Here is a 26,025-nt window from a genome sequence, read left to right on the forward strand (position 1 = left end):
CTCATTTTGGAGTCATCGCTTATTCAATGCATTACGCGTTCGCGGTTTCTAACTCACCCTTGGATTGGGCTCGCTTGTAGAAAAACAGGGTTAGCGTGATAGGCAGTACTATCGCCACCAGCATCGCGACTAGGTAAATCGACCAATATTGAGGTTGAATCGATAGGATGCCCGGCAAGCCGCCGACACCGATACCATTCGCCATCACACCCGCGCTACCACAGATTGCGGCTGCAACAGCACTACCAATCATTGCGCTCAGCATTGGGAATTTGTATTTAAGGTTAATACCGTACATCGCAGGCTCTGTTACACCTAAGTAGGCTGAGATTGCCGCAGGAACCGAGATATCTCGTTCACCTTCACGCTTACTCAAGATAATGATGCCCACTACTGCCGATGCTTGTGCAATATTTGATAGTGCAATCAAAGGCCAGATTGGTGTGCCGCCTAAGTCTTGCATCAATTGCAGATCCACGGCGTTGGTTGTGTGGTGAATACCCGTGATAACCAAAGGTGCGTAAAGAAAGCCAAATACCACTGAACCAAGAATCGCAAAATCACCTGTCATTGCCGCTTTAGCCGCGAATGCCACACCATCGCCTAACATACGACCGAATGGGCCAATGAAAGCGTGCGCTAGAATCACAGACAAAATAATCGATACAAATGGCACAACCACTAGGTACAAGTAAGCTGGGACGATGCGCTTAAGATTGGTTTCAATGAACGCCAAAGCCACACCCGCTAACATTGCAGGGATCACCTGAGCCTGATAACCGACCTTCTCAATCACAAACAGTCCAAAATCCCATACCTCAGGTACCGATTTACCTATCATGTATGCGTTCATGAGTTGTGGTGAAACCAAGGTCACACCGAGCGTGATACCCAAAATAGGGGTTCCGCCGAGTTTCTTAACCGTTGCCCAACACACACCAACCGGTAGGAAGAAGAAAATAGCTTCGCCGATCAACCATAAGAAAGAGTGAACAGTTGCCCAAAATTGACTGATTTCAACTAAGGTTTTGCCGTCGAACATGCGAATGTCGCCAATCACATTACGGAAACCAAGAATCAAACCACCAGTAATGATGGCAGGCAGCAGTGGTACAAAAATTTCGGCTAAATGGGAGATACCACGCTCAAGGAAGTTCATATTTTGACGAGCAGCCAGCTTCGCCTCATCTTTTGATGATGCCTCTTTACCTGTCTGTTCAATCAGAAGTGCGTACACTTCATCAACTTCAGTGCCAATCACAACTTGGAATTGGCCTGCGTTAGTAAAACAGCCTTTTACTAGCTTCAGTTTTTCGAGTTCAACTTTATTGGCCTGCTCTGTATCGTTCAATACAAAACGCAGTCGAGTCAGACAATGACTGACACTCGCAATGTTTTCTTTACCACCGACTAACTCGATAAGACGCGCAACGTCTTGCTTCGCTATCTTACTCATACTACCCCACCCTGGTTTCATTCAATTACTCATCTAAACCATGCAGCTATAACCACTCAGATTCAGATTTATGGGAACATTCCCAATCACGGTTGTTATAATGCCCGCATGAATGATAAATTAAAATGGGAACAGTCCCATTAATTGAAAGAGATCACACTCTAATTTTAATCTAAGCGGTTCAATTTCGCTTAATTGAGTGGATTATAGAATCGGAGATTGAGTGTGATGAGAGATCTCTGAATTGCCTAAAAGCTGAGAGATCAATAGATTAGCAGCCAGCTTACCTGCAGATTGGTAACCAGGATCAATGCTAAATACTCGTGGGAATAAGAAAGAGAGAAGATCATTGCCACCAACGCCGGTGACGACCACATCTTCACGTTGTAGTTCTTGCAGACGCTTGATTACACCAAGAGCCAGCGTATCACTGGCACAAACGATCGCTTGAGTCGCGGGAGTTAACACCTCATCCACCAGCTGATAAGCACTTTCGTGATGAAGTTGACCAGTACGATAGTTTGCCACTGAACCTGTGTTTTCACACCAATCGAGATAAGCCTTAAGACGCAGTTCACCGGTTGATTTATCACTAGGATCAACCCCGATAAAGCCAACGTCAGAGATCCCTTGATCCGATAAATGCACCAACGCACTATTGATCACCTGTTGGTTATCATAGTTAATCGACGTCACGTTCTCGGTATCCAGAGCAATCACCACCGCTTTGTGTTCCCAAGCTTCGATTGCCGGAATATCGCAGTCAGTAAAACCAAATACAATAATGCCATCAACGTTACGACGCTTTAGAACTTGCAGGTGCTCATTGGCTTTATCTCTATCAAGTTGGCTTTCCATGATCACGACATCGTAATCCGCTCGATACAACTCGGCCAGCATCGTGCTAACGGCTTTGTTTTCAGAGGGAGAGTCCAAACGAGAGATAATCACGCCGATGACTTTTTGGCTGCCACCGCGCATCGATTGCGCAGATTTTGAAGGCGTGTACCCAGATTCTTGAATTACTCTTTCCACCCTTTCACGGGTTTCAGGTTTCACTTTTGGATCATTGGTCAGAACGCGTGATACGGTTGACTTACCAACACCGGACAGCTTTGCAATATCAAGAATAGTGAGTTTTTTGCTCATAAAAAGTCTAACGTTAAAGGGAAGAGAAGAAAAAGTGAGGGTAGATTCCCTCACTTAACTGTTTGTAAATACTAGCAGTTCTTACTATGACTTACTTTTGGCAATTTCGATAGACTACGCGACCAAGTTCTAGACGCGCATTGTCACCTTTCGTGCGCAAAGTGATGCTGTTAATCATCTCTGAAGTGCCATCATCTAAGATGTATTTGGTTCCTGAGCCCGCTGGAACTTGAGTCAGGCGGTATTCATTATCAGGCAAGCGTAGTACCGCTTTTTCATTATCAAGGTAAGACACATCAAACGAGACGTCAGACTCACATTGATAAGTCGCGAATTGATCATTCGATGTTGCGCTATCAGTCTCAGGGGCTGCTGATTTAGAGCACCCAACCAATGCTACTGTACATAGAGATGCTACCAACATAGCTTTCATACTTCGTTCCTCATCTTTATATAGTCAACGACACTTAGCCTATTCACAGGTTCGAACAAACCTAATGTAAGTGCCTAATGATAGGTCCATACCTTAGTGATAAATAAAACGTTTAGCCTTTTAAGAAAGCGGGTACGTCTTTAATGCTATCAAGTACCACGCTAGCCAACGCTTCACCTTTTTCAGTGATGGGTTTACCCGTTCTTACCAAGACTTTAGTACCAACACCTGCTGCTTCTGCAGCCATCATGTCTTCCGCTTTATCGCCGATCATGACCGAGTTAGCCATATCAATCTTCAGAAAGTCACGAGCAGAAATGAACATGCCTGGCTTTGGCTTACGACATTCACAATCTTGCTTGTAGTCACCAATACCGTGCTCAGCGTGGTGAGGACAGTAATAAATGCCATCGAGCTCGACACCATTATCAACAAAGTTCCAATCCATCCACTGCGTTAAAGAAAGAAAACGGTCTTCACTAAACATGCCGCGAGCAATACCAGATTGGTTGGTCACTAGCACCAATAAATAACCCATATCTTTAAACGCTTTCGCCGCTTCAAACACACCATCGATGTATTCAAAGTCATGCTCATCATGTACGTAGCCGTGATCAACGTTAATCACTCCATCACGATCTAAAAAAACAGCAGGTTTAGACAAAATTTTGTTCTCTATCAACTCTCTATTAATCATTAATTATTACACGCTTTATTTGCTTCATCACTATCTATTTAGTTTTGCGTTCGTTAACGATTTGTTTCTAGCTTAGCCATACAATCGACGTTTAGCCGTCTAGACGTAAAAATATCTATTGACTTAGATCATAGAACACCATAGCATCTTCTGTAAATCGAGCGAGCTATCGACATATTATTCTGTTCTACCTGCACGGGTTTCTCTATGATTAAAGTGAATCAAGTCAACAAGGTTTTTTATCAAGGCACTAAAGAAATCAATGCCTTAATTGATATCAACCTCCACATTCCTCAAGGTCAAATCTTTGGAGTCATCGGCTCTTCTGGTGCAGGCAAAAGTACCCTGATCCGTTGTGTAAATATGTTGGAAGCTCCGACCTCTGGTGAAGTGATTGTTGACGGTATCGACCTAACAAAACTCAGCAAATCAGAGCTTAGCGAAGCGCGCCGTAACATCGGCATGATATTCCAGCACTTCAACCTGCTGTCTTCTCGTACTGTATTTAACAATGTAGCACTGCCTCTAGAACTTGCTGGTAAAGATAAAGCGATTATTGAAGCGAAAGTCAGCGAGTTACTTGAACTGGTTGGCCTTGCTGATAAGCGTGACACCTACCCGGCAAACCTAAGTGGTGGTCAAAAGCAGCGTGTGGCGATTGCTCGCGCACTGGCCTCTGACCCGAAAGTACTGCTATGTGATGAAGCCACCAGCGCATTGGATCCAGCAACAACTCAATCTATCCTTGAGCTGCTGCGTGAAATCAACCGCAAGCTGAACATCACTATCCTGCTTATTACACACGAGATGGATGTGGTTAAAAGCATTTGTCACGAGGTTGCGATCATTGGCGGCGGTGAATTGGTAGAGAAAGGTACAGTCGGTGACATCTTTGCTCATCCGAAGACAGAGCTAGCGCATCAGTTTATTCGCTCAACGTTGGATCTGACGATCCCTGAAGATTACCAAGCACGTTTGCAAGAGACTCGCGTAAACAGCAGCTACCCGCTGGTACGCCTTGAGTTTACTGGTGCAACGGTTGATGCTCCGCTAATGACGCAAATCGCACGTAAATTCAATATCGATGTCAGCATCTTAAGTTCTGACCTTGATTACGCCGGTGGCGTGAAGTTCGGCATGATGGTCGCTGAACTGTTCGGTAATGAAGCAGATGATAATGCTGCTATCCAATTCCTACGCGACAACAATGTAAAAGTAGAGGTGCTTGGTTATGTCCTTTAGTTTCAACGAGATTGCTGACTGGATCAGCCTTAACGGTAACCTTCTATTAGGCGCAACAGGCGAAACGCTTTACATGGTTGCTGTTGCAGGCATTGTTGGCTTCGCGGTCGGTATTCCACTAGGCGTGATTCTGCATACGACTAAAAAAGGTGGCCTGTTAGAGAACACCAAAGTAAACAAGATTCTAGGTGCGATTGTGAACGTGGGTCGTTCAGTACCTTTCTTAGTTTTGATGGTTGCGATTATTCCACTGACTAAGATGCTGATTGGTACCTTCATCGGTACAACAGCAGCGATTGTTCCACTGACGATTGGCGCTATCCCATTCGTGGCTCGACTTATCGAAAGTGCACTACTTGAAGTACCAACAGGTCTAGTGGAAGCGGCCCAATCAATGGGCGCAACACCAACACAAATCATCAATAAGGTTCTGCTTCCAGAAGCACTACCGACTATCATCAACTCAGTAACGATTACGCTAGTGACTCTGGTGAGCTACTCAGCAATGGCCGGTACTGTAGGCGGTGGTGGCCTAGGTGATGTCGCGATTCGTTACGGATTCCACCGCTACGATGTGACCATCATGGCTGTGACAGTAGTGATGTTGATTGTGCTGGTACAAATTATTCAATCAATCGGTGATTCATTAGTTCGCCGCGTTGACCACAGATAAAGACTCACACATAAAGATTAGAGTCGTCTGAACCTAATTAAATAGATTTATTAAAAGGAGATTATTATGAAATTTAACCTTAAAGGTTTACTAACTATCGCAGCAGCAGCTTCAGCGCTAGTTCTAGCAGGTTGTGGTGATAAAGAAGTGGATACTTCTAAAGTAAAAGTTGGCGTAATGGCAGGTGCAGAAGCGCAAGTTGCTGAAGTGGCAGCTAAAGTAGCGAAAGAGAAATACGGCCTAGACGTTGAACTGGTTACTTTCACGGATTACGTAACACCAAACGCAGCTCTAGATGATGGTTCTATCGACATCAACGCATTCCAACACGCACCGTACCTAGATCAGCAGGTGGCTGACCGTGGCTACAAGCTAACTATCGCTGGTAACACGTTTGTTTACCCAATTGCGGGTTACTCTAAAGAAGTGAAATCAGTAGACGAAATCCAAGACGGTGCTCGTATTGCTGTACCAAACGACCCTACAAACCTAGGTCGCTCTCTACTTCTTCTTGAGCAACAAGGTCTTCTTGAACTTCGTGAAGGCGCAGGTCTTCTAGCAACCGTTCGTGACATCGTGGGTAACCCTAAGAACCTAACGATTGTTGAACTAGACGCAGCTCAACTGCCACGTTCTCTTGATGATGTTGCTCTATCTATCATCAACACAACTTACGCGAGCTCTATCAACCTGACTCCACAAAAAGATGGCGTATTCGTTGAAGACAAAGATTCTCCTTACGTAAACCTAATCGTTTCTCGTGAAGACAACCTAAACGCTGAAAACGTACAAAACTTCGTTAAAGCTTACCAAACTGAAGAAGTGTACAACGCAGCTTCTGACATCTTCCAAGGTGGCGTCGTTAAAGGTTGGTAATCAACTAAACGACAGCACTGTATAGATATCCGAAGGGGCTGACATAACGTCAGCCCCTTTTTTAATGATAAAGATTTGCTAGAAAGTAAAGCATCTCAGATTTAAGCGAAACAAAGTCGATTACTTCAGGTGATCCCAAGAGATGTTTGACACCAATCGGCAGTCATCACACTTGAAATAGAAAATATCGTGGATAGGCGCATCTAGCAGCCATTCACCACCACATTGCGGGCATTTGCGCTCTTTTTCATCTTTCAGGCTGATCCCACCGACACGGTATAAGTAGTAGTAGGTTGGAACCTTAGTCAGATACTCAATGCGCCCTCTTAGACCCCAACCGCGTTTAAACAGCACACTCTTCGTGTCACTGATCTCGGTTAGCGTTGCATGTTCCGCGCGACAACCACCACCCATTTGTACTTCATCACAGGCTTGCCATTCGGTCTGCCATTTCAACACGGCTTTATGGTCGCCATTGAAGGTAGGTGGATTGCGATACAAAGGGATTGGTAGCAAGCTATCGCCACTACGCAGCGGTGAACAGGTGTGCACGAATGTCGTGTATAACACCTGCCAGCTTGGTGTTTCATCTTCTGCCACTTCTTCTGAGTTCAGATCTCGACCGAGCAAACGCATTTTAGGCGCTAGTAGGCTCGCGTTAGACAAGCGATCAAAACACACTTTCACAAAGTCTGAGTGATTCCGCGGGTGCAAGCTATCTTGCTCCGGGCACACAACGCGAACATAGAATTCCCCATCGCCCATCACGATTGGGAACTCACGACCTAACACTTGTCCGTTATAACGAAGTGCATCCATTAAGCCATTAACCGCCTTGTCGACAGCGCTTACCGTTGTGTTATCAAAACACTCAAATTGAAGTTCTAGTACGTACATCTATTTATACCGCTGGTTGTAGCTTTTCTAAAAATTCTGCCAATGTCTTGGCGAGCACATCACGATTTTTGGTACCTAAGCGCTCCAAAATCACGTTACCCGTTAGGTTACAGATAGAGATAACATCCAGCTCAGCATCGGTCGCGGCAATGAAAACCGTTGGTTTTAGCTTCAAGCGACGCTGAGTTACTAGGTGACCCAAAATGTTTTCTTGTAGGCATTCGAAGTCTTCATCACTCCAAATCTGTAATAGAGTCAGTTCATTGCCGTCGAAGGTCGCGTTCATGTCTGCGCTGTATTGCGCACCGTAGAAGGTTTTGATGTCTTCGTGCAGAGTCAACTCAATACCGGTTTCAACGTTGGTGAAATCCGCGAATTGCTCACGTGGATAGTGCTTCCACAACACGGCATCGCCACTCTTTTCTTCTACGCATGGCGATACGATGTCCACCAACTCCTCATTACGAGGTAAGCTTTGGTGTTTCTGCTTCCACGCGTCAACGTATCGCTGACTAAAAGAAAGTAGTGCGTCTTGAGCACGTTGAGTCATGAAAATCTCCTAAACACAAAATAATAAATAGAATCCGAGCCCTTTCCGCGCCGATTAAGCGATGACTTAATGACAGGGTAAGGGGGATTCAGTAAAATCGACCCCATTCTAATCGAATTTGAAACGAAAGTATGAGCAAATATTCTGACGCAAAAGAGCTAGCGGGTTTAACCCTTGGCCAAAAAACTGAGTACTCTAACCAATACGATGCAAGTTTATTGCAACCAGTGCCTCGTAGCCTTAATCGCGATGATCTTGCGCTAAACGGCGAGCTGCCTTTTGTTGGTCATGATATTTGGACGATGTACGAGCTTTCGTGGCTAAACACCAATGGTCTACCACAAGTGGCTGTCGGTGAAGTTTTCATCCCAGCAACCAGCCCAAATTTAATTGAATCAAAATCTTTCAAGCTGTACCTGAACAGCTACAACCAGACTCAATTTGAAAACTGGGATCAAGTAACCGAGCGCCTGACCCAAGATTTGTCGGCATGTGCAGGCGAAACGGTGATTGTGAATGTAAACTCAGTAACCGACTACACTAACCAACCTATCGTGACGATGGAAGGTGACTGTATCGACAACCAAGACATCCAAATCACTAGCTACGACTTTGAAGCGTCGCTGCTTGAAGGCGCTGCTGGCGAACAAGACGTTGAAGAAACACTGCACAGCCACCTATTGAAGTCGAACTGTTTGATCACCAATCAACCGGATTGGGGCAGCGTTGAGATCGCATATTCTGGTAAGCAAATTGACCGTGAAGCTCTGCTACGCTATTTAGTTTCTTTCCGTGAGCACAATGAATTCCACGAACAATGTGTTGAGCGTATCTTCACTGACATCATGAAATACTGTGCACCTTCGAAGCTAACTGTGTTCGCACGTTACACACGTCGTGGTGGTCTGGATATCAACCCATACCGTTCAACAGAGCAAGATAGACCAAGCCACAATAAGCGTATGGCTCGCCAATAATCAGGCGAGAACCACCCACACTTATTTGAACCTACCAAATCTTTAAAGGGACATTGAAATGCGTTGGTTATACGTTGTTAGTCTATTTATTTTAAGCTTAAGCACATCGGTCAATGCGTCGGTTTATTCGTCGGCGCTACTCAATGAAGCCAATAATTTGGTTGAGATCGAGCCGAGCCAAGCAAAACAAATGGCCAACAGCTACCTAACGCTGCGTGTCCTTTCTGATCAACGCGAGAAAAGCCCTTCAGCTATTTCTCGCGAAGAGACAGACTCCTCGATTCGAACACCAAACAGCAGTATCGATGCGTATAAGATCTTAGCCAAAGCGGAATACAACCTTGGCAATATGCGTATTGCGATTCAGCACATCGACAAAGCCTCCGAGCTAGCGCAAACCTATAAGCTTGATTACCTAAAAATAGATCTTCAGATCCTAAAAGTTCGCTTACTTTGGCTGAGTGATAGAAAATCAGCCAAAGCAAAATCAGAGCTCACTAACATTGAAACAAATCTAGAGTCGGTGAATAAAACCTTACGCTTAACGGAAGGCATTACCTATCGCTTGATCATGTTGAAAGCCGACATCGCCTCTTACGACAACAAGATCGATGAAGCCGAAAAGTTCTATCAAGAAGCCAAAACCTATCTCGATCAACGTTACTCTGAAAAAGTCACCATCGACTACCATATCTCCGTCGGCGAGTTTTATCTGACTCACAAAGAGTACAACCACGCGTTATCCGAGTTGTTGTATGGCTACTGGAAATCAGTAGAGGGCAATCTAAGTTCACGTTTGGCCAAGGTCAACCGCCTACTTGCGCAGCTTTTCTTTGAGCGCCAAGTGTTGGATAAAGCGTTAGAACACCTATCTCAAGCCGCTGATTTCTATGACAACTTTGAAAACTCGCCTGTCTTAGCACAAGTGCTTAAGAAAATGGGGGATGTGTACTTCTATCAAGGGAAATATAACCTTGCCTTGGTACACTTCTTCAACGTTCTTGATCACGAAAGCACTGACCGAGATATCCACCAAGTCATTGATATCCGACTAAGTCTATCGGCGACCTACTTACGCCTTTATAACTACCCTCTAGCAGAACAGTACCTAACCCGTGCCCTTGAGCTGCTGGAATATACCGACATTCCAAAGCTGGAAGGCCGTGCTGCACTGTTATCTGCAGGGTTAGCGTATCACCTACAAGAAAGCGAAGACGTGATAAAGCATGCGACACGTGCACTTGAGATCTCACGCCAGATAGAGAACATGCGCCTTTCACAACGCTCGTACTACTTACTTTCTTTGGGTTATGAACAGGCAGGTCGTCCACAGCAAGCATTGGCAAACCTCAAGCAATACAACAGCCTTGTCTCTCTAGAGCAGCAAAAACTCAACCGTGTTGGCGAAGACGCGTTCCGTCAACAGAAAGAATTTGCCGAACAAACCCTGCACTACGCAGGCCAAGCGCAAGAGCTAGAGCAATACAAACTGGAGCATCGTAAGTTCCAAAAAATATCGTTCGCCCTATTCCTGTTCAGCATTGTCTTGTTCTTCTTTGTTCTGCGCCGTGGCTATCTCATTCAAACCTTAGCCAAAGAAGTGGACTCACTGCGCACCGACCTATTTACGCACTCACGTTCAAAGCTTCCGAACTTAAGAATGCTCAATGCGAAGCTCTCTAACTCGCTGGAACAAACCAGCCAGACCTTCGAACAGTGGCAACTTGGCGAATTGATTCATGAGCCACTCAACGACCGCTTACGCTTCGTGATGATTGATTTACCGTTCTTACGCAATATGTACACGCAGAACGGTTACAAAGCCGGTCTAGAACTGGAAGACGCTTTCGGTGAATTCCTAAAATCTAAGCTTGAAGGCCCAGCTCGTGTCTACCACTTCTCGGATGCGAACCTGCTTTATATCGAGCCAAACGCGGACCGTGATTTGTCGCCTGAGGACATGTTCAGAAAGATTCAGTCTTGGGTGAATGACTTCGAAACAGAGCGAAACATCAACCGAACGGTCCGTATGGGCATCGCTGACTACCCATTCTTGCCACGCGCTTACACCGCAATTAACGATCAAGAGCTGCTCGACGTATTGTTGATGTCGACCAATCTCGCCCGTGAGATCAGTCTCAAAGAGCGCAGTAGCCAATGGGTCTATCTAAAAGCTATCGATAATGCACCAGCAGCGAGCCTTGCAACTGGTAACATAAGAGAAGCGTGTAAACATGCGATTAATCAAGGGTTAATAAAAATACAATCCTCGTACCAGAATGAGGACAACATCAAAAAAATGCTAAAAGATGACTGATTTGCGAGCGGTTAAGAGCAGCAAGTCGTGACCTTATTTTTAGTTTTGTTATTATCGATGTAACGGAATTTCATCAAAATGATCGAGATCGGTCTACGCGGCGCTAATAAATACATCTATGGGCATTCTTGAAAAAGACATTCAGGCGCAACTCCACCAGCTGAAATCTCAGTTGGAGCAGGTCCGTTTGACGCAAAGAGACACCTCGTTCAAGTTTATTAGAGAACAGAAAGTTCTAAAGCGTATCGTCACGTCTTTAAGTGATGCATGTGTTGGTAGTAACAGCCATTTAGATGAAAACCTCATTGCCCTTAGGGAAGAGCTAGAAAAGCAAAAAGACATTAGCTCAATGATCCCAAAACTGGCAGTACTAGAAAGGATGCTTAAGCAGAAAACGTTGGCTATGGATAAACAGAACGGGTATCTGGACGATAGCATTAAGCACAGTGGGGAAACGCTGCAGCGCATAACTGGCCTTCCAGCACAGCTCAAACGCGACCTACGAAACTTACTTAGCTTCTCCGAATGCAATGGCAGTCAGAAAGTCGACCACGCCATGAAACTTCTCGGTATTTATGAGCGTGCCATAAAGATTATGGCGAATAACTCACGCACCCATTTTGCTGACGCTGCGCACTCTCCGGAACAAGAGCTCCTTTCCGACCTATCAAACGAACTACAACATCTGATCACTGAACTCGACTTCGAGGGTGAATCGGGTGATCTGCTTACCGATATTCGAGCGAAGCTGCTGCTTGGTGTTTCCACACAAAACCTACTTGAGCTAACACTTCAGATCCTCAAACTGGTTATTGAAGGCACCAACCTAGAACGTAAGAAGTCTGAACAATTCATCGATCAGCTTAATTCTTCTTTAGCGTCCAGCATCAAAACGGCAGACCAAAATGCCGACCAGAGCCAGAGCTACTTTGAGCACCGACAAGGTCTAAACTCTGAGTTAAATGAACTAGTCACTAGAAGCCAAAGCTCGGTAGATAAAGCGAAAGATATTGATAGTTTAAAGCTGTCGATTAATCCGCTACTCAGTGAAATCGCCTCTCTTTCGGAAAGGCTGAACCACGCAGAGCAAAAAGAACAAGCTCTGATAGAGAGAATGAGTTACGGAAAGACTCAGTTAGATTCACTCTATGAAGTGACGCAAGATTACCGTAAGCGCTTGGAAGATCAGGCTCAGCGTATGCTGCTTGATCCTCTAACCAAGGTTTACAATCGCACTGCCTTTACTGATCGCTTAGAGCTTGAGTATCGCCGCTGGATCCGCGCGCAACACTCGCTACGCGTAGTACTGCTCGACATCGACAACTTCAAAGCAATTAACGATAGCTTTGGTTACACCGCGGGCGACAAAGCACTCAAGATCATCGCAAGAACTATTACCAAAGAAGCAGGCACCACCGATACTGTGGCACGTTTTTCAGGTGAAGAGTTTGTGTTATTGCTGCCAGAGCAAACCGATGAATATTGCCATCAGGTGATTCAGAACATTCAAACTCAAGTAAGCCGCCTGCCCTTTAAATTCCGTGACCAGCAAATCACGATCACTTTATGCGCGGCAAGTACTCAGTTTAAAGAGTCAGATACACCTGAAGAAGTGCTAGAGCGACTCAATAAGACTCTAAATAAAGCAAAACAACGCGGTACCAACCAACTTGTTTGGCACTAGGCCAGCCCTAGATTTAATTTATTTCATTTTTTCAAATACTTATCACATACCATTTCCCTCAATGTTTGCTAAGCTAATGATTAACATTCGCTTAACAAGCATTCATGGCAAGCAACGCTGTCGTATCCGTTTCGTCTGGTTAACTCTCTCCTACCTTTAACCAAACACTTTCAACGTTTGCTTCTCACTCTCGAGCCAGAGGGTCACTTCAACGTCCCCTGCTCTTTTCAACAAGGAGGCACTATGATCACTCATATCAGCCCTGCCGGTAGCATGGATTTACTCTCTCAACTTGAGGTTGAGCGTCTTAAGAAAACCGCGTCTAGTGATCTGTACCAACTGTATCGCAACTGTACGTTAGCGGTCCTGAACTCGGGTAGCCATACCGACAACTCCAAAGAGTTGCTCGACAAATATCTGTCGTTCGATGTCGAAGTCGTTCGCCGTGAGCGTGGTATTAAGCTCGAACTAAGCAACCCACCAGAGCATGCCTTTGTCGATGGTGAAATCATCAAGGGTATTCAAGAGCACCTATTTTCAGTGCTGCGTGACATTGTTTACGTCAACATGCACTTAGCCGATAACCAAAGGCTCAACCTGACTAATGCCACTCACATTACTAACCTTGTGTTTGGTATCTTGAGAAATGCAGGTGCGTTGACGCCAGGCATCGAGCCTAACCTGATTGTATGTTGGGGTGGTCACTCTATTAATGCCAGCGAATACCAATACACTCGTGAAGTCGGTAATGAGCTCGGCCTCCGTGAACTGAATATCTGTACCGGTTGTGGACCGGGTGCAATGGAAGGCCCAATGAAAGGGGCTGCCATTGGTCACGCGAAGCAGCGTTACACCGATCATCGTTATCTTGGGCTAACCGAGCCTTCGATCATTGCGGCTGAGCCACCAAACCCAATCGTCAACGAACTGGTGATCATGCCAGATATTGAGAAGCGTCTTGAGGCGTTTGTTCGTATGGCACATGGCATCATCATTTTCCCAGGCGGCCCCGGCACGGCCGAAGAGCTGCTGTACATCTTAGGGATCATGATGCACCCGAATAACGCCGAACAGCCAATGCCGATTGTGTTAACGGGCTCGAAAGAGAGTGAGGCTTACTTCCGCTCAATCGATAAGTTCATTGGGGAAACTCTAGGGCCTGATGCTCAGAAACATTACGAGATCGTGATTGATGACCCAGCACGCGCTGCGAAAATCATGAAACAAGCGATGCCAGATGTGCGTTCTCACCGTAAAGAGACCGGTGATGCCTACAGCTACAACTGGTCACTGCATATTGAGCCTGAGTTCCAACTGCCATTCGACCCAACACACGAATCTATGGCGGCGCTTGATCTTCATATGGACCAAAAAACAGAAAGCCTAGCCGCTAATTTACGTAAAGCGTTCTCAGGCATTGTGGCTGGTAACGTCAAAGCAGAGGGTATTCTGGAGATCGAGAAGCACGGCCCATTCCTAATTGATGGCGACAAAGAGCTAATGACCAAGATGGACCAACTGCTGAATGACTTTGTTGAGCAACATCGAATGAAGTTACCGGGAGGGACCGACTACGTGCCTTGCTATAAAATCGCCTCACGTGATTAAGGCGTTTACGTTACCAACGTTTCAACTCACCAAGTGATACGTTACTATAAGGGGCTAGCAGCCCCTTTTTTATTGCCTATTTAGTGGAAACTTATGTCTATCCATCTTGTTATTATCGATGCCTTAAACCTCATCCGACGCGTGCACTCTGTTCAGCCGGATCCAACCGATATAGCAAGAACCATTACCACCACAATTCGCACTCTCAATAAGATTCTGAATGAATCAAAGCCCACCCACATCATCGCGGTATTTGATCACCATTTACAAGACCGTGGCTGGCGCGCAGATGTGCTTCCTGCTTATAAGCAGAATCGTAAACCGATGCCAGAACCATTGATGAAAGGCCTTGATGCTATTCAACAAGCTTGGTGGGAGTTAGGCATTGATTCACTGCTGTCTGATGGCGATGAAGCGGATGATCTCGTCGCAACACTGGCAAAGAAAGTGGCTGACCACGGAGAAACCGTCACCATCGTCTCGACGGATAAGGGCTACTGCCAACTGTTGTCACCAACGCTTCAGATCCGAGATTACTTCCAGCACCGCTGGTTAGATAAACCCTTTATCGAAGCTGAGTTTGGCGTTAAACCTGAACAACTGGCGGATTACTGGGGATTAACGGGCGTAAGCTCAAGCCAAGTACCGGGCATCCCAGGTATCGGGCCAAAAGCAGCCAAAGAGATATTGACCACTTACCCAGATATCGAAGCGGCCTATCAAGCAGAAGATCTGCCGAAAAAATATCGTAAGAAGTTCGACGAACACATCGAATCCGCTCGTGTATGTAAGCAAGTATCGGCACTCAAAACCGATATTGATTTAGGGTTCAACCTGCAAGATATTCGTTACGAAGCAAGCTCTTAAGTCGCTGTGACTCGATAATATTGATACAAAAAAACGCTCCTAACAAGGAGCGTTTTTTTATGTTCATTAACCGCGTATTAGTGCGGTGAGATGTTTGAAAGCGCCTGAATGTGAACCGTGATCTCTTCGCGATCATGATAAAGGTGCTTAGCCTGCATCTTAAACTTCACTTTGTTCTCAATAAGGAACACTTTTAGGTTCTCGATATCTTGCAGTACTTCATCGTAACGGCCTTTCATTGGCAGTTTAAGGTTGAACAGTGCTTCTTTCGCCCAACCTTTGATGATCCACTCACCCATAAGGTGTGCAACACGAGCTGGTTTCTCAACCATGTCACAGATAATCCAAGTTACGTTCTTACGATCTGGTTCAAACTTAAAGCCATCTACCATGTGGTGCTTAATTTGACCCGTTTCCATTAGGCTGTCTGCCATCATGCCGTTATCAACACAGTGAACGAACATCGAACGCTTAACCAATTGGTAAGTCCAACCACCTGGACACGCACCTAAGTCAACACCCCACATACCTGGAGCCAGACGCTCGTCCCACTCATCACGAGGGATGAATACGTGGAATGCTTCTTCTAGCTTCAATGTAGAACGGCTTGGTGCATCTGATGGGAATTTCAGACGAGGGATACCCATAAAGAACTGTGAGTTGTTCGATGGGTAAGAGTAACCCACAAAGCAGTGACCCGGAGCGATGAAGCATAAATGAAGCACAGGCTTCTTAGCATTATCTTTCGCTGTCATCAGGCCTTTGCCACGCATCGCTTGACGCATCGGCACAGTAAACTTACGGCAGAACTTCAAAAGCTCTTTTGCTTCATTAGTGTCTGGTGTTTCAATACGGATATCGCCACAACGTGGGAAACCTTCTTTCTCAGAAAGCGCCTCAAGAATTGGAGAAATACGGTCATCGGTTGGCAGGTCTTTAATTTCAACAGCCACTGCCAACATTTGACGAGCAAAGATCAGTGATTGGAAATCGATCTCTTTGATCAACTTGTCCGCTTCACCTGCTTGGTAACATTCAAACAATACAAAACCTGTATTGTTCTTTAGGCGAGGAAAACCAAACACTTCCAGTTGTGTTGCCTTGTCTTGAATTTCGCCAGCACATTCTTTTTCAAAACCAGAGCGACAATAAAGTAGTACGTGTTTCACTGAGTTACCTCTTTTATATTCAAAGCAGCGAAGGAGAAGACTCCCCAACCAATGATAAATAGTAGACCACCAAACGGTGTTATAGGGCCAAACCATTTTATTCCTGTCAGTGCTAAGCCATAAAGGCTGCCACTAAAACAAAGGATGCCGATGATAAAGCAAATTGCCGCAATGAAAAAATATTTTTGTGATTTAGCACCAAGTTTCATCTGTAGCAGAGCACCACACGCCAATATTGCTAGTGTATGGATAAACTGGTACTGAACACCTGTCTCAAACACGCCTAGCAGATACTCTGGCAAGACAGCTTTTAACCCGTGAGCGGCGAAGGCACCTAGCATTACGGCTATTGCGCCAGAGATACCTGCAAAAGTGAGTAAATACTTACTTCTCATTGAGCACCTCTTTGATAAACGCCGACAACTTCTCAACGGTTAACGCAATATTCTGCTGCTCTGTGTAACCGGAGCTCTTACGAGGCTTAAAGCTGTGGTCGCCATCGGGAATAAATTCAACACGAATAGAATCCGACAGATCAAAGTCAGCAAACTCTTCACGCTTACCAAAAGTGTCGCGCTCACCCTGTAAAATCAGACACGGCTTTTGCAACTCAGCTAAGTGTTCACCTTTATACTTATCTGGTTTACCAGGAGGATGAAAAGGAAAGCCTAAACACGCCATGGCGGCCACCTTATCAACTTCAGACAAATGGCTCGCCATACGCCCTCCCATCGACTTACCACCAATCACAAGCTTATCGGCATCAACCTGCTCAATAATCTCTTGATAGGCTTCAAGTAGCTTAGGCGCTCTGTCAGGTGGACGACGCTTACCATCTTCAGCACGTTTAATCATGTAAGGGAAGTTGAAACGAATCACTCGTATCCCTTTAAAGGCTAACCCTTTGGCTACCGACTGCATGAACTCATGCTCCATGCCTGCGCCAGCACCATGGGCAAAGATAAAGGTGATGGGATTGTCTTCACCATCAATGATGACGTTATTCATCGAGTAAGTCCTCTTGTTCACTTTGCGCTTTCGCTAGCATCCAGTCGCGGAAGGTAGCAATACGACCCATGTCGGCTTGTTTCTCATGACAAACCACATAGAAGGCGTTCTTACTCACCAACACTTCATCAAAAGGCGCAATCAAACGACCCGCTTCGATTTCAGGCTGCGCCAACACGTTGTTACCCAGAGCAATGCCCTGGCCGTGAGCCGCTGCCTGCAGCACCATGGTTGAGTGACTGAAGATAGGGCCGTGATTAACGTTTACCCCATCGATGCCATTTTGCTTAGCGAACTGTTTCCAATCCTTTCGAGAAGTATCATGCAATAGCGTATGACATGCTAAATCACTGAGAGATTCTAATGGTTTTACTCCTAGCAGCACGGAAGGTGAGCAAAGAGGGATCAAGTATTCTTGGTAAAGCTTATCGGCTCTAAGCCCCGACCAATTACCTCGGCCATAATAGATAGCGACGTCTACATCATCGGTTAGCGAGCCTTCATCCATATCAACGGCTTTGATTCTTACATCAATATCAGGCTCTTGCTGATTAAAGTCAGCGAGCCTTGGTACCAACCATTGAATAGCAAAACTCGGCGGTAAACTGATGGTCAATGCGCCCTTCTCACTTCGCTCCAGCACTTTGTCTGTCGCTTCTGCTAGTGATGTGAAAATATCTTTGATATCTAAGAAGTAGCTTTGACCTTCTTCAGTTAGCAGCAAAGAGCGGTTTCTTCGGCGAAACAGCTTCAAAGATAAGAATTCTTCAAGCGCTTTGATCTGATGACTGACTGCCGCTTGAGTAACAAACAACTCTTCTGCAGCACGCGTAAAACTCAAGTGTCGAGCTGCAGCTTCAAACACTCTTAGCGAGTTTAATGGGGGTAATCGACGAGACATAGTTACTCTCTAAATAAGCATTAGTTTTTTTTATCTGAAACATTATAATTTGTCCATTGCCTAGCAGCCAGAGAAATTCTATATTTCATCCCGCAGCAGCTAGCCTGAACGGCTTGATTCTCTCTAGAATCAATTGGCTTAGCTCCTGCGATGTTGTGTTTGCAAACTCGTTCTTTTCGAGTTGGGTAGAGTTCTACCAAATGTTTTGTTGCAGTTTATACTGAAACGAGGCATGTACTTCCTGTATTTATTTTGACCTGTCTGTCAAATTTGTTTACACCGCCTTATGGGCGGTGTTTTTTTATGTGCAAAGAAATGTAACAACAAGTTTATCAATAGCTGTGCTAATTAATCTTTATTATTTTTCATCGCCAATCACAGAATCAGACACCCACTCAAATAATCAACTGAACACATACAAATAGCACCATTGAGTTGCACTAAAAAGTAACAGAATACTTCAAGATACTCACACTTCTTCGGTACTTATAAACCCGTTTAGAACACACTCTTTCTATCAATCAAAAATTTCAAAGCTGAGCATGACGATAGCACGCCCAAACTCACGCCTCTGTCTGACTACTGTAAATCATTCACAATAGAAAATAAAAAAGCCGCTTACTTTTCAGTAAACGGCTTTGCAAAATGATTAACGCTTGGTCAACACACCACTATGGGCGGTAAACCTTAACGTTATGGAAGCCCTGCTCTTGTAGGTAAAGTGCCTGTAGACGGCTCATTACACCACGGTCACAGTACAGCAAGTACTCTTTCGCTTGGTCTAGGTCGCCAAACTGAGTCGAAAGCTTGAAGAATGGGATGTGTTTAATTTCAACACCCTCGATCTCTAATGGGCTTTCGTCTTCTTCTTCTGGGCTACGGATATCAAGAACGATAGCGTGCTCAGCAACAGCTTGAACTTGTTCAACTTCAGGCGCTTGCTCTTGGCTCTCTTTCTCGATGTCACGGATATCCATAACACGAGCGTTCTCGATCACTTGATCCAGCACTTCAAAGTTAAACTTAGCTTCTTCTGCTTCCAGTTTGCCTTTCTTCGCTTTCACTGTTGGCTTCTTAGAAATAACACCACAGTACTCAGGCATTACCTTAGCGAAGTCTTCAGTACCGATGATACGAGAAAGGTCGATGATGTCTTCTTTATCCCAGTTGATCAGTGGACGAAGGATCAAAGTGTCCGTCACGTTGTCGATATGACGCAGGTTAGTTAGCGTTTGGCTAGAAACCTGACCAAGAGCTTCACCCGTTACTAGTGCTTCGATACCGAAACGCTCTGCAACCATACCACCAGCACGCATGAACATACGCTTAAGAACAACGCCCATTTGGCCATCTTCAACGTTCTCAAGGATTTCAGCAACCACAGGTTCAAAGTCTACAGAAATGAACTTCACCTTTGCAGATGAGCCGTATTTATTCCATAGGTAGTGAGCCACTTGTTTAACACCAATCTCGTGCGCTGGGCCACCAAGGTTGAAGAAACAGTAGTGAACCTTAGAGCCGCGTTTGATGTGCAGGTAGCTTGAAACACCAGAATCAAAGCCGCCAGAGATCAAGCTCAGTAGATCTTCTTGAGTACCAAGAGGGAAGCCACCGAGGCCTTTGTGACGAGCTAGAACTTGGTTTAGCTTGTCGTTAACCACTTCAACCTTAACGGTTACATCAGGGTTCTTAAGTCGAACTTTCGCTGACTCAACTGCTTGGTTTAGACCGCCGCCTACGTAGCGCTCAAGTTCAATAGAGGTAAAGTCATGCTTACCACGACGCTTAGCACGTACAGAGAAAGTCTTGCCTTCAATGTCAGCACGGCTGCGTTCTAGTACTTGCTCGTAAATATCGTGCAAGTCTTTGAATTCAGACTGTTGAACTTCAAGAGAGTGGTGAATACCTGGAGTGTGAGTCAGAGCCTCTAACACTTCTGCGTAGTACTGGTCACTCTCAGACGTCACTTCAATATGATCGCGACGGTTGAATACCGCAACACTTTCACAGCGACGTTGAATAACGTTACGAATGTTGCACTCTAGAATCCTTGTGAAGCGCTTACGCACCGATTCACTTTTTACAAAAATTTCCGGATGGGGCTTAACAATAAATTTCATAGTACTTTCACAACATTAATGTTCAAAATTTTGAAAACGCTCATCGCCAAGTAAATTAGAGAATTTACACAGCACTTGAAGCAAGAATAGATCATATCTAAATCTAAGGGCGCGAATTATACATGAGAAAGTGAAGCAAGGAAAAGAGTGCTTGCTGTAACACCATCATTAAACCGCTTGTTATTAACAGTAGCAGGTTTCGAAACGACATAAATGCCGCAGAGAGAACCATTGAAGACCAGCAAACAAAAAGCCCAACCTCATTATAAGGTTGGGCTTTCGATGCTATCTGCATGCTACCGTGTGTACACGTATCGGCTATTCATTAATAACAGGCACTTCGTCACTGTAAAGCGGCTCGCCCTGCATGATGCTGATTTCAACGCGGCGGTTGAGGCTACGTTGCCATTCAGTATCGTTCGGCTCGACTGGCTCGGTATCCGCCATGCCGCGTACTCTCAAGCGTTGATGAGAGAAACCACGCACCTTTTCCATCTCTTGAGCAACAGACACTGCTCGCTGTGATGACAAGTCCCAATTAGATCGATAAAGCTCGGAATCAAGACGTTGATTATCGGTGTGCCCTGAGATTCGAACGATACCCGGAACATCTTTCACCAACTCAGCAACCTGTCTCACCAAAGGTCGGAACTTAGGCTGTAGGAAAGCAGAACCCGATGGGAATGCACCCTTCTCACGAATTCGAATCACAATCTGCTGGCCAAGGTTTTCAACTTCAATCGCGCCTTGGTCTATCTCTCGCTCCAACGCCTTCTTGATGCTTTCCATCAAGGTTTCCATCTCTTGCGATTGAGCTTCAGCTTGTTGTTGCTGTTGGTCTGACTCAGAGTTTTGATTGTCGTGAGTCGAAACCTCTGGCGACTTGCCTCCGGTCATCTTGCCTTGATCACGCATGGTACCGCCAGCACGCTCAGATTCACCTTCATGAAACTCAAGCGTTTGCTGCGTAATATCAATCGTCTGCTGCATGATCACATCAATCGGTGTCGGCTCTGGACGACCAGGTCGAAACTCTTGTGCAATGATGCTGGTCCCTTTCGGGATGTCTTTGACTTCTAGGCGGTTCTGCACACCAAATGCGAACTTCATCGAGCCAGCGATCTGCTTAAACTTCAGTACATCCATCTCAGAGAATGAGAGCAGCAGTACGAAGAAACACATCAGCAGTGACATCAAGTCAGCAAATGTCCCCATCCATTGAGGCAATCCCGGAGGAGGACATTTACATGGATTTTCTTCATCCATCTTCAACTCCTCTTACGCAGGTTCACCATCAATCGTACGCTTACCTTCGTTTAGGTAGCTCTTCAGGTAACCATCGATTACTCGTGGGTTCTGACCATCTTGAATCGCGAGTACGCCATCCATAACCAAACGACGGTTGAGTGTCTCTTGGTCACGACGCAGCGCAAGCTTGTCGGCAATTGGGAAGAACACCATGTTCGAAAGAATCGCACCATATAGGGTGGTTAAAAGTGCCACCGCCATCGCAGGGCCGATCGCTTTTGGATCATCCATGTTAGAAAGCATGGCAACCAAGCCAACCAAGGTACCAATCATACCCATCGCGGGTGCTACATCACCAAATGCGGAGAACACCTTCGCGCCCTGCTCATGACGCTCTGTGGTTAATGCGATGTCTTTTTGCAGTGCAGCACGAACTACATCTCCATCATGGCCATCCACCAAAAGATCGATGCCCTTTTGCATGAAACTGTTGTTAATTTCCATCTCTTCCAGTGCTAAAAAACCACCTTTACGAGCCGCATCAGCCATCTCTACAACTTTCGCAATAAGATCTTCAGGCTCATCCGCTTTAAACATAAAAGCTTTGCCTGCGATTTTAGTCGCACCAAAGAACTGTCCCATGGTGAACTTCATTAGAACAACAAAGGTTGAGCCCCCAACTACGATCAAAATGGATGTCGTGTCATAGAACATCCCGAGGCTTCCACCTAGGATCATTGCCATAATTACAAAGGCAAATCCACCAATCAAACCTATTAGGGTTGCTAAATCCACTGAGCACTCCTCATGCTTTTTTGTAGCTCTATGTCGACGATAATCTTTGTATCGGCAAGACTATAAGATCTTTTAGTAAATTCTTGGCCTAAGTATCACACTTTTCGTTTTTGAATCCCAACTATTGGCTTACTTTGCTCTTATACGTAGCGCATAAACTCGATAAAGCTAAGGTTATTCAAGCAAAGTGCGTTCAAGCCCCTTAAAAACGAACTTTCTAGCAAAATTTCTTGGTTACATTTGACCATCTCAGCGGCCTAGGGTAACGTTCGTTCATCTTTCCAAACGCAGATTTATTATGGCTACTAAGAAACCTGAAAATATGAGCTTTGAAGCAGCAATCGAAGAGCTTGATGGCTTGGTTGATCAACTAGAAAATGGTGATCTAGCTTTAGATGATGCGCTGAAAAAGTTCGAACGAGGCATCTCCCTCGCTCGTGCCGGTCAAAGCAAACTAAACGATGCTGAACAGCGTGTTAGCATCCTACTGCAAAATGATGAAAACGCAGAACTTAGTGACTTTAACCCACAACCAGAATAACGAATTGTATGAGATCCCCTATGATTGAGACTTTATTGTCTTATCAAGCACGTAATAACGAGCAACTGAACCTTTGGCTTGATCGCCTACCACACCAAGATCAGAACCTGATCAACGCGATGCGTTATGGGTTACTTTTAGGCGGTAAACGCGCACGTCCATTTCTTGTCTACATTACAGGGGAAATGCTCGGCTGCACCGCTGAAGAACTCGACACTCCAGCATCTGCAATCGAATGTATTCATGCCTATTCTCTGATTCACGACGACCTTCCAGCAATGGACGACGATGAACTGCGTCGTGGCCATCAGACTTGTCACATCAAATACGATGAAGCAACGGCAATTTTAACTGGCGATGCACTACAAACTCTCGCGTTTACTATACTTGCGGAAGGTACATTAAGTGCTGAGGGTGAAAGCAATCGCGTTCGAATGATTCAACGCCTAGCCGAAGCCTCTGGTGCACAAGGTATGTGCATTGGACAAGCACTTGATATTGAAGCTGAAAACCGCTCTGTCACGCTAGAAGAGTTAGAAGAAGTTCACCGCAATAAAACGGGCGCGCTAATGAAATGTGCGATTCGTTTAGGTGCTCTCGCTGCTGGTGAAAAAGCGTTTGAAGTGATGCCTCAATTAGACAAGTACGCCGACGCCATTGGATTAGCATTCCAGGTTCAAGATGATATTTTAGATATCACTGGCGATACTGAAACTTTGGGTAAGCCACAGGGTTCTGACCAAGAATTGAACAAAAGCACCTACCCTTCTTTGCTAGGTTTAGAGGGCGCTCAAGAAAAAGCGCAAACTCTGCTACAGGAAGCGCTTCAAGCTTTGGCTGCAATCCCATACAATACCCAGTTACTCGAAGAGTTCGCCCGATACGTCATCGAGCGCAAGAACTAAGACAATAAGCGCGCATTACCTATGACTCTTGATATATCAAAGTACCCAACTCTTGCTTTGGCTGATAAGCCAGAGGATTTGCGTCTACTTCCAAAAGAGACGCTGACACAGCTTTGTGATGAATTACGTACCTATCTTCTTAACTCAGTGAGCCAGTCAAGTGGTCACTTAGCGTCAGGCTTAGGTACAGTAGAGCTGACAGTTGCTCTGCACTATGTGTACAACACGCCTTTTGACCAGTTGGTTTGGGATGTTGGTCACCAAGCATACCCGCACAAAATTCTTACAGGTCGTCGCGACCGCTTGTCGACTATCCGTCAAAAAGATGGACTGCACCCATTCCCATGGCGTCAAGAGAGCGAATACGACACCCTTTCTGTTGGTCACTCTTCAACATCGATCAGTGCTGCACTTGGTATGGCTATCAGTTCGAAGAAAGAAGGCAAGAACCGTAAAGTCGTGAGTGTGATTGGTGATGGCGCGATTACTGCGGGTATGGCATTTGAAGCCATGAACCACGCGGGCGATATTCACAATGACATGCTGGTTATCCTGAACGATAACGAGATGTCGATCTCTGAAAACGTAGGTGCGCTAAACAACCACCTAGCTCAAGTTCTTTCTGGCAGTCTTTACACGTCAATTCGTGAGGGCGGCAAGAAAGTGCTATCAGGCGTTCCGCCGATTAAAGAGCTGGTTCGTCGTACAGAAGAACATCTAAAAGGCATGGTTGTCCCTGGCACCATGTTCGAAGAGTTAGGCTTTAACTACATTGGCCCAATTGATGGTCACGATGTCAATGAGCTGATTAAAACGCTTAAGAACATGAGAGACCTTAAAGGCCCTCAGTTCCTGCATATCATGACTAAGAAAGGCAAAGGCTACGAGCCAGCTGAGAAAGATCCAATCGGTTACCACGGCGTACCGAAATTCGATCCAGCACACTCAAGTCTGCCTAAGAGCACCAGCTCTAAACCAACTTTCTCTAAGATTTTTGGTGACTTCCTGTGTGATATGGCGGCGCAAGATCCTAAGCTAATGGCGATCACGCCTGCAATGCGTGAAGGTTCTGGCATGGTGCGTTTCTCGAAAGAGTACCCAGAACAATACTTCGACGTAGCAATTGCTGAGCAGCATGCTGTGACCCTAGCAACCGGTATGGCGATTGCGGGTGATAAGCCGATTGTCGCTATCTACTCGACGTTCCTACAACGTGGCTACGATCAACTGATCCACGATGTGGCTATCATGGACTTACCGGTCATGTTCGCTATTGACCGTGCAGGTCTTGTCGGTGCTGATGGTCAAACACACCAAGGTGCGTTCGACTTAAGCTTTATGCGTTGTATTCCAAACATGGTGATCATGGCGCCAAGCGACGAAAACGAATGTCGCCAAATGCTTTACACTGGCCACCAGCATACAGGTCCAAGTGCCGTTCGTTACCCTCGCGGTAATGGTATGGGTACTGAGATACAAAATAAATTTACCGCGCTTGAGATTGGTAAAGGTCGTATCGTTCGCGAAAGCGAAAAAACAAAAGATGGCTCGAAAGTCGCTATCTTAAGCTTTGGTACTTTCCTTGAGAGTGCACTTCAAGCCGCTGACGTCATCGATGCGACAGTTGCAGATATGCGCTTTGTGAAACCACTCGATGAAGCTCTGATCAAACAACTTGCTGCTGACCACGATGTACTGGTAACTATCGAAGAGAATGCGATTGCAGGTGGTGCGGGCGCAGGTGTGATTGAGTTCTTGATGCAAGAGAAACTGCTGATGCCAGTATTGAACCTTGGCCTACCAGACAAGTTCATTGCTCAAGGTACGCAAGGCGAACTGCATGAAGAGCTTGGTTTGGACGCGAAAGGCATTGAGAAGTCTATCACTGACTATCTTGCCAAGTAGCTTTAAT

General features: G+C 45.5%; 24 protein-coding genes. 11 read left to right on the forward strand and 13 right to left on the reverse strand.

Annotated features, from left to right (window positions below):
- Positions 1 to 31 precede the first annotated feature (31 nt).
- From treB to gmhB, 4 genes are all read right to left on the reverse strand, one after another.
- On the reverse strand, positions 32 to 1,456 hold the full coding sequence (gene treB, locus AB4482_RS10985) for a PTS trehalose transporter subunit IIBC (RefSeq protein ID WP_206208212.1): 1,425 nt from the start codon (positions 1,454 to 1,456) through the stop codon (positions 32 to 34).
- 204 nt (positions 1,457 to 1,660) lie between these two features.
- Positions 1,661 to 2,605, reverse strand: coding sequence for a trehalose operon repressor TreR (gene treR, locus AB4482_RS10990; RefSeq protein WP_017060760.1), 945 nt, complete (start codon positions 2,603 to 2,605; stop codon positions 1,661 to 1,663).
- A gap of 91 nt (positions 2,606 to 2,696) precedes the next feature.
- Positions 2,697 to 3,038, reverse strand: a complete 342-nt coding sequence (locus tag AB4482_RS10995) for an MliC family protein (protein ID WP_017060761.1) — start codon at positions 3,036 to 3,038, stop codon at positions 2,697 to 2,699.
- 112 nt (positions 3,039 to 3,150) lie between these two features.
- Entirely contained in the window at positions 3,151 to 3,735 is a 585-nt protein-coding gene (gene gmhB, locus AB4482_RS11000; protein ID WP_017060762.1) for a D-glycero-beta-D-manno-heptose 1,7-bisphosphate 7-phosphatase, read from the reverse strand.
- A 207-nt stretch (positions 3,736 to 3,942) separates the two neighbouring features.
- Between gmhB and metN the strand changes: the two genes are divergently transcribed.
- The 3 genes from metN to AB4482_RS11015 all read left to right on the forward strand — a co-directional run bounded on the left by metN (position 3,943) and on the right by AB4482_RS11015 (position 6,526).
- Positions 3,943 to 4,977 carry a methionine ABC transporter ATP-binding protein MetN gene (gene metN / locus AB4482_RS11005; protein ID WP_017060763.1) on the forward strand — a complete coding sequence of 345 codons (1,035 nt, stop codon included), beginning with the start codon at positions 3,943 to 3,945 and terminating at the stop codon, positions 4,975 to 4,977.
- Positions 4,967 to 5,650, forward strand: coding sequence for a methionine ABC transporter permease (locus AB4482_RS11010; RefSeq protein ID WP_017060764.1), 684 nt, complete (start codon positions 4,967 to 4,969; stop codon positions 5,648 to 5,650). The genes metN and AB4482_RS11010 overlap by 11 nt, the downstream gene beginning before the upstream one ends.
- A 66-nt stretch (positions 5,651 to 5,716) precedes the next feature.
- Positions 5,717 to 6,526 carry a MetQ/NlpA family lipoprotein gene (locus AB4482_RS11015; protein WP_017060765.1) on the forward strand — a complete coding sequence of 270 codons (810 nt, stop codon included), beginning with the start codon at positions 5,717 to 5,719 and terminating at the stop codon, positions 6,524 to 6,526.
- Positions 6,527 to 6,646: 120 nt separating this feature from the next.
- Here AB4482_RS11015 and AB4482_RS11020 read toward each other — a convergent pair whose 3' ends face one another.
- Positions 6,647 to 7,423, reverse strand: coding sequence for a Zn-ribbon-containing protein (locus AB4482_RS11020; protein WP_017060766.1), 777 nt, complete (start codon positions 7,421 to 7,423; stop codon positions 6,647 to 6,649).
- Between the two features lie 4 nt (positions 7,424 to 7,427).
- Positions 7,428 to 7,973 carry a SecY-interacting protein gene (gene syd, locus AB4482_RS11025; RefSeq protein WP_372180925.1) on the reverse strand — a complete coding sequence of 182 codons (546 nt, stop codon included), beginning with the start codon at positions 7,971 to 7,973 and terminating at the stop codon, positions 7,428 to 7,430.
- Between the two features lie 131 nt (positions 7,974 to 8,104).
- On the opposite strand from syd, the gene queF reads away from it, so the two are divergent.
- From queF to xni, 5 genes are all read left to right on the forward strand, one after another.
- A complete protein-coding gene (queF, locus tag AB4482_RS11030; RefSeq protein WP_017060768.1) occupies positions 8,105 to 8,950 on the forward strand; it encodes an NADPH-dependent 7-cyano-7-deazaguanine reductase QueF in 846 nt (281 codons plus the stop codon).
- A gap of 58 nt (positions 8,951 to 9,008) precedes the next feature.
- Positions 9,009 to 11,267: a tetratricopeptide repeat protein gene (locus AB4482_RS11035; protein WP_017071997.1), complete on the forward strand. Its 2,259-nt coding sequence runs from the start codon at positions 9,009 to 9,011 to the stop codon at positions 11,265 to 11,267.
- 118 nt (positions 11,268 to 11,385) lie between these two features.
- Positions 11,386 to 12,951 (forward strand): GGDEF domain-containing protein, encoded by a 1,566-nt coding sequence (locus AB4482_RS11040; protein WP_017069497.1) that lies wholly within the window; start codon positions 11,386 to 11,388, stop codon positions 12,949 to 12,951.
- Between the two features lie 243 nt (positions 12,952 to 13,194).
- Positions 13,195 to 14,559, forward strand: coding sequence for a nucleotide 5'-monophosphate nucleosidase PpnN (gene ppnN / locus AB4482_RS11045; protein ID WP_017060771.1), 1,365 nt, complete (start codon positions 13,195 to 13,197; stop codon positions 14,557 to 14,559).
- Positions 14,560 to 14,652: 93 nt separating this feature from the next.
- Positions 14,653 to 15,426 carry a flap endonuclease Xni gene (gene xni / locus AB4482_RS11050; RefSeq protein WP_017063342.1) on the forward strand — a complete coding sequence of 258 codons (774 nt, stop codon included), beginning with the start codon at positions 14,653 to 14,655 and terminating at the stop codon, positions 15,424 to 15,426.
- A 77-nt stretch (positions 15,427 to 15,503) separates the two neighbouring features.
- Here the strand turns inward: xni and rlmM are convergent, their stop codons facing one another.
- From rlmM to pomA, 7 genes are all read right to left on the reverse strand, one after another.
- Positions 15,504 to 16,595, reverse strand: coding sequence for a 23S rRNA (cytidine(2498)-2'-O)-methyltransferase RlmM (gene rlmM / locus AB4482_RS11055; protein WP_136981665.1), 1,092 nt, complete (start codon positions 16,593 to 16,595; stop codon positions 15,504 to 15,506).
- A complete protein-coding gene (locus tag AB4482_RS11060) occupies positions 16,592 to 16,990 on the reverse strand; it encodes a DUF423 domain-containing protein (protein WP_017069500.1) in 399 nt (132 codons plus the stop codon). The genes rlmM and AB4482_RS11060 overlap by 4 nt, the downstream gene beginning before the upstream one ends.
- Positions 16,980 to 17,603 carry an alpha/beta fold hydrolase gene (locus AB4482_RS11065; protein WP_372180926.1) on the reverse strand — a complete coding sequence of 208 codons (624 nt, stop codon included), beginning with the start codon at positions 17,601 to 17,603 and terminating at the stop codon, positions 16,980 to 16,982. The genes AB4482_RS11060 and AB4482_RS11065 overlap by 11 nt, the downstream gene beginning before the upstream one ends.
- Entirely contained in the window at positions 17,596 to 18,504 is a 909-nt protein-coding gene (locus AB4482_RS11070) for a transcriptional regulator GcvA (protein ID WP_012604639.1), read from the reverse strand. Before AB4482_RS11070 ends, AB4482_RS11065 begins: the two co-directional genes overlap by 8 nt.
- 671 nt (positions 18,505 to 19,175) lie before the next feature.
- The gene (thiI, locus tag AB4482_RS11075) at positions 19,176 to 20,624 is read right to left on the reverse strand and encodes a tRNA uracil 4-sulfurtransferase ThiI (RefSeq protein ID WP_372083587.1); all 1,449 of its coding nucleotides are present in this window, start codon (positions 20,622 to 20,624) and stop codon (positions 19,176 to 19,178) included.
- A gap of 318 nt (positions 20,625 to 20,942) precedes the next feature.
- Entirely contained in the window at positions 20,943 to 21,890 is a 948-nt protein-coding gene (locus tag AB4482_RS11080) for a flagellar motor protein MotB (protein WP_017060777.1), read from the reverse strand.
- 12 nt (positions 21,891 to 21,902) lie between these two features.
- The gene (gene pomA / locus AB4482_RS11085; protein WP_017060778.1) at positions 21,903 to 22,667 is read right to left on the reverse strand and encodes a flagellar motor protein PomA; all 765 of its coding nucleotides are present in this window, start codon (positions 22,665 to 22,667) and stop codon (positions 21,903 to 21,905) included.
- Between the two features lie 298 nt (positions 22,668 to 22,965).
- Between pomA and xseB the strand changes: the two genes are divergently transcribed.
- From xseB to dxs, 3 genes are read left to right on the forward strand one after another with little or no spacing between them, the layout of a single operon-like run.
- A complete protein-coding gene (gene xseB, locus AB4482_RS11090; RefSeq protein WP_004734405.1) occupies positions 22,966 to 23,208 on the forward strand; it encodes an exodeoxyribonuclease VII small subunit in 243 nt (80 codons plus the stop codon).
- A gap of 20 nt (positions 23,209 to 23,228) precedes the next feature.
- Positions 23,229 to 24,113: a (2E,6E)-farnesyl diphosphate synthase gene (gene ispA / locus AB4482_RS11095; RefSeq protein WP_372180929.1), complete on the forward strand. Its 885-nt coding sequence runs from the start codon at positions 23,229 to 23,231 to the stop codon at positions 24,111 to 24,113.
- Positions 24,114 to 24,134: 21 nt separating this feature from the next.
- On the forward strand, positions 24,135 to 26,018 hold the full coding sequence (gene dxs / locus AB4482_RS11100) for a 1-deoxy-D-xylulose-5-phosphate synthase (RefSeq protein WP_017060781.1): 1,884 nt from the start codon (positions 24,135 to 24,137) through the stop codon (positions 26,016 to 26,018).
- Positions 26,019 to 26,025: the final 7 nt, after the last annotated feature.

It is taken from the genome of Vibrio sp. 10N.222.55.C7, from assembly GCF_041473335.1.
Lineage (GTDB): Bacteria > Pseudomonadota > Gammaproteobacteria > Enterobacterales > Vibrionaceae > Vibrio > Vibrio crassostreae_C.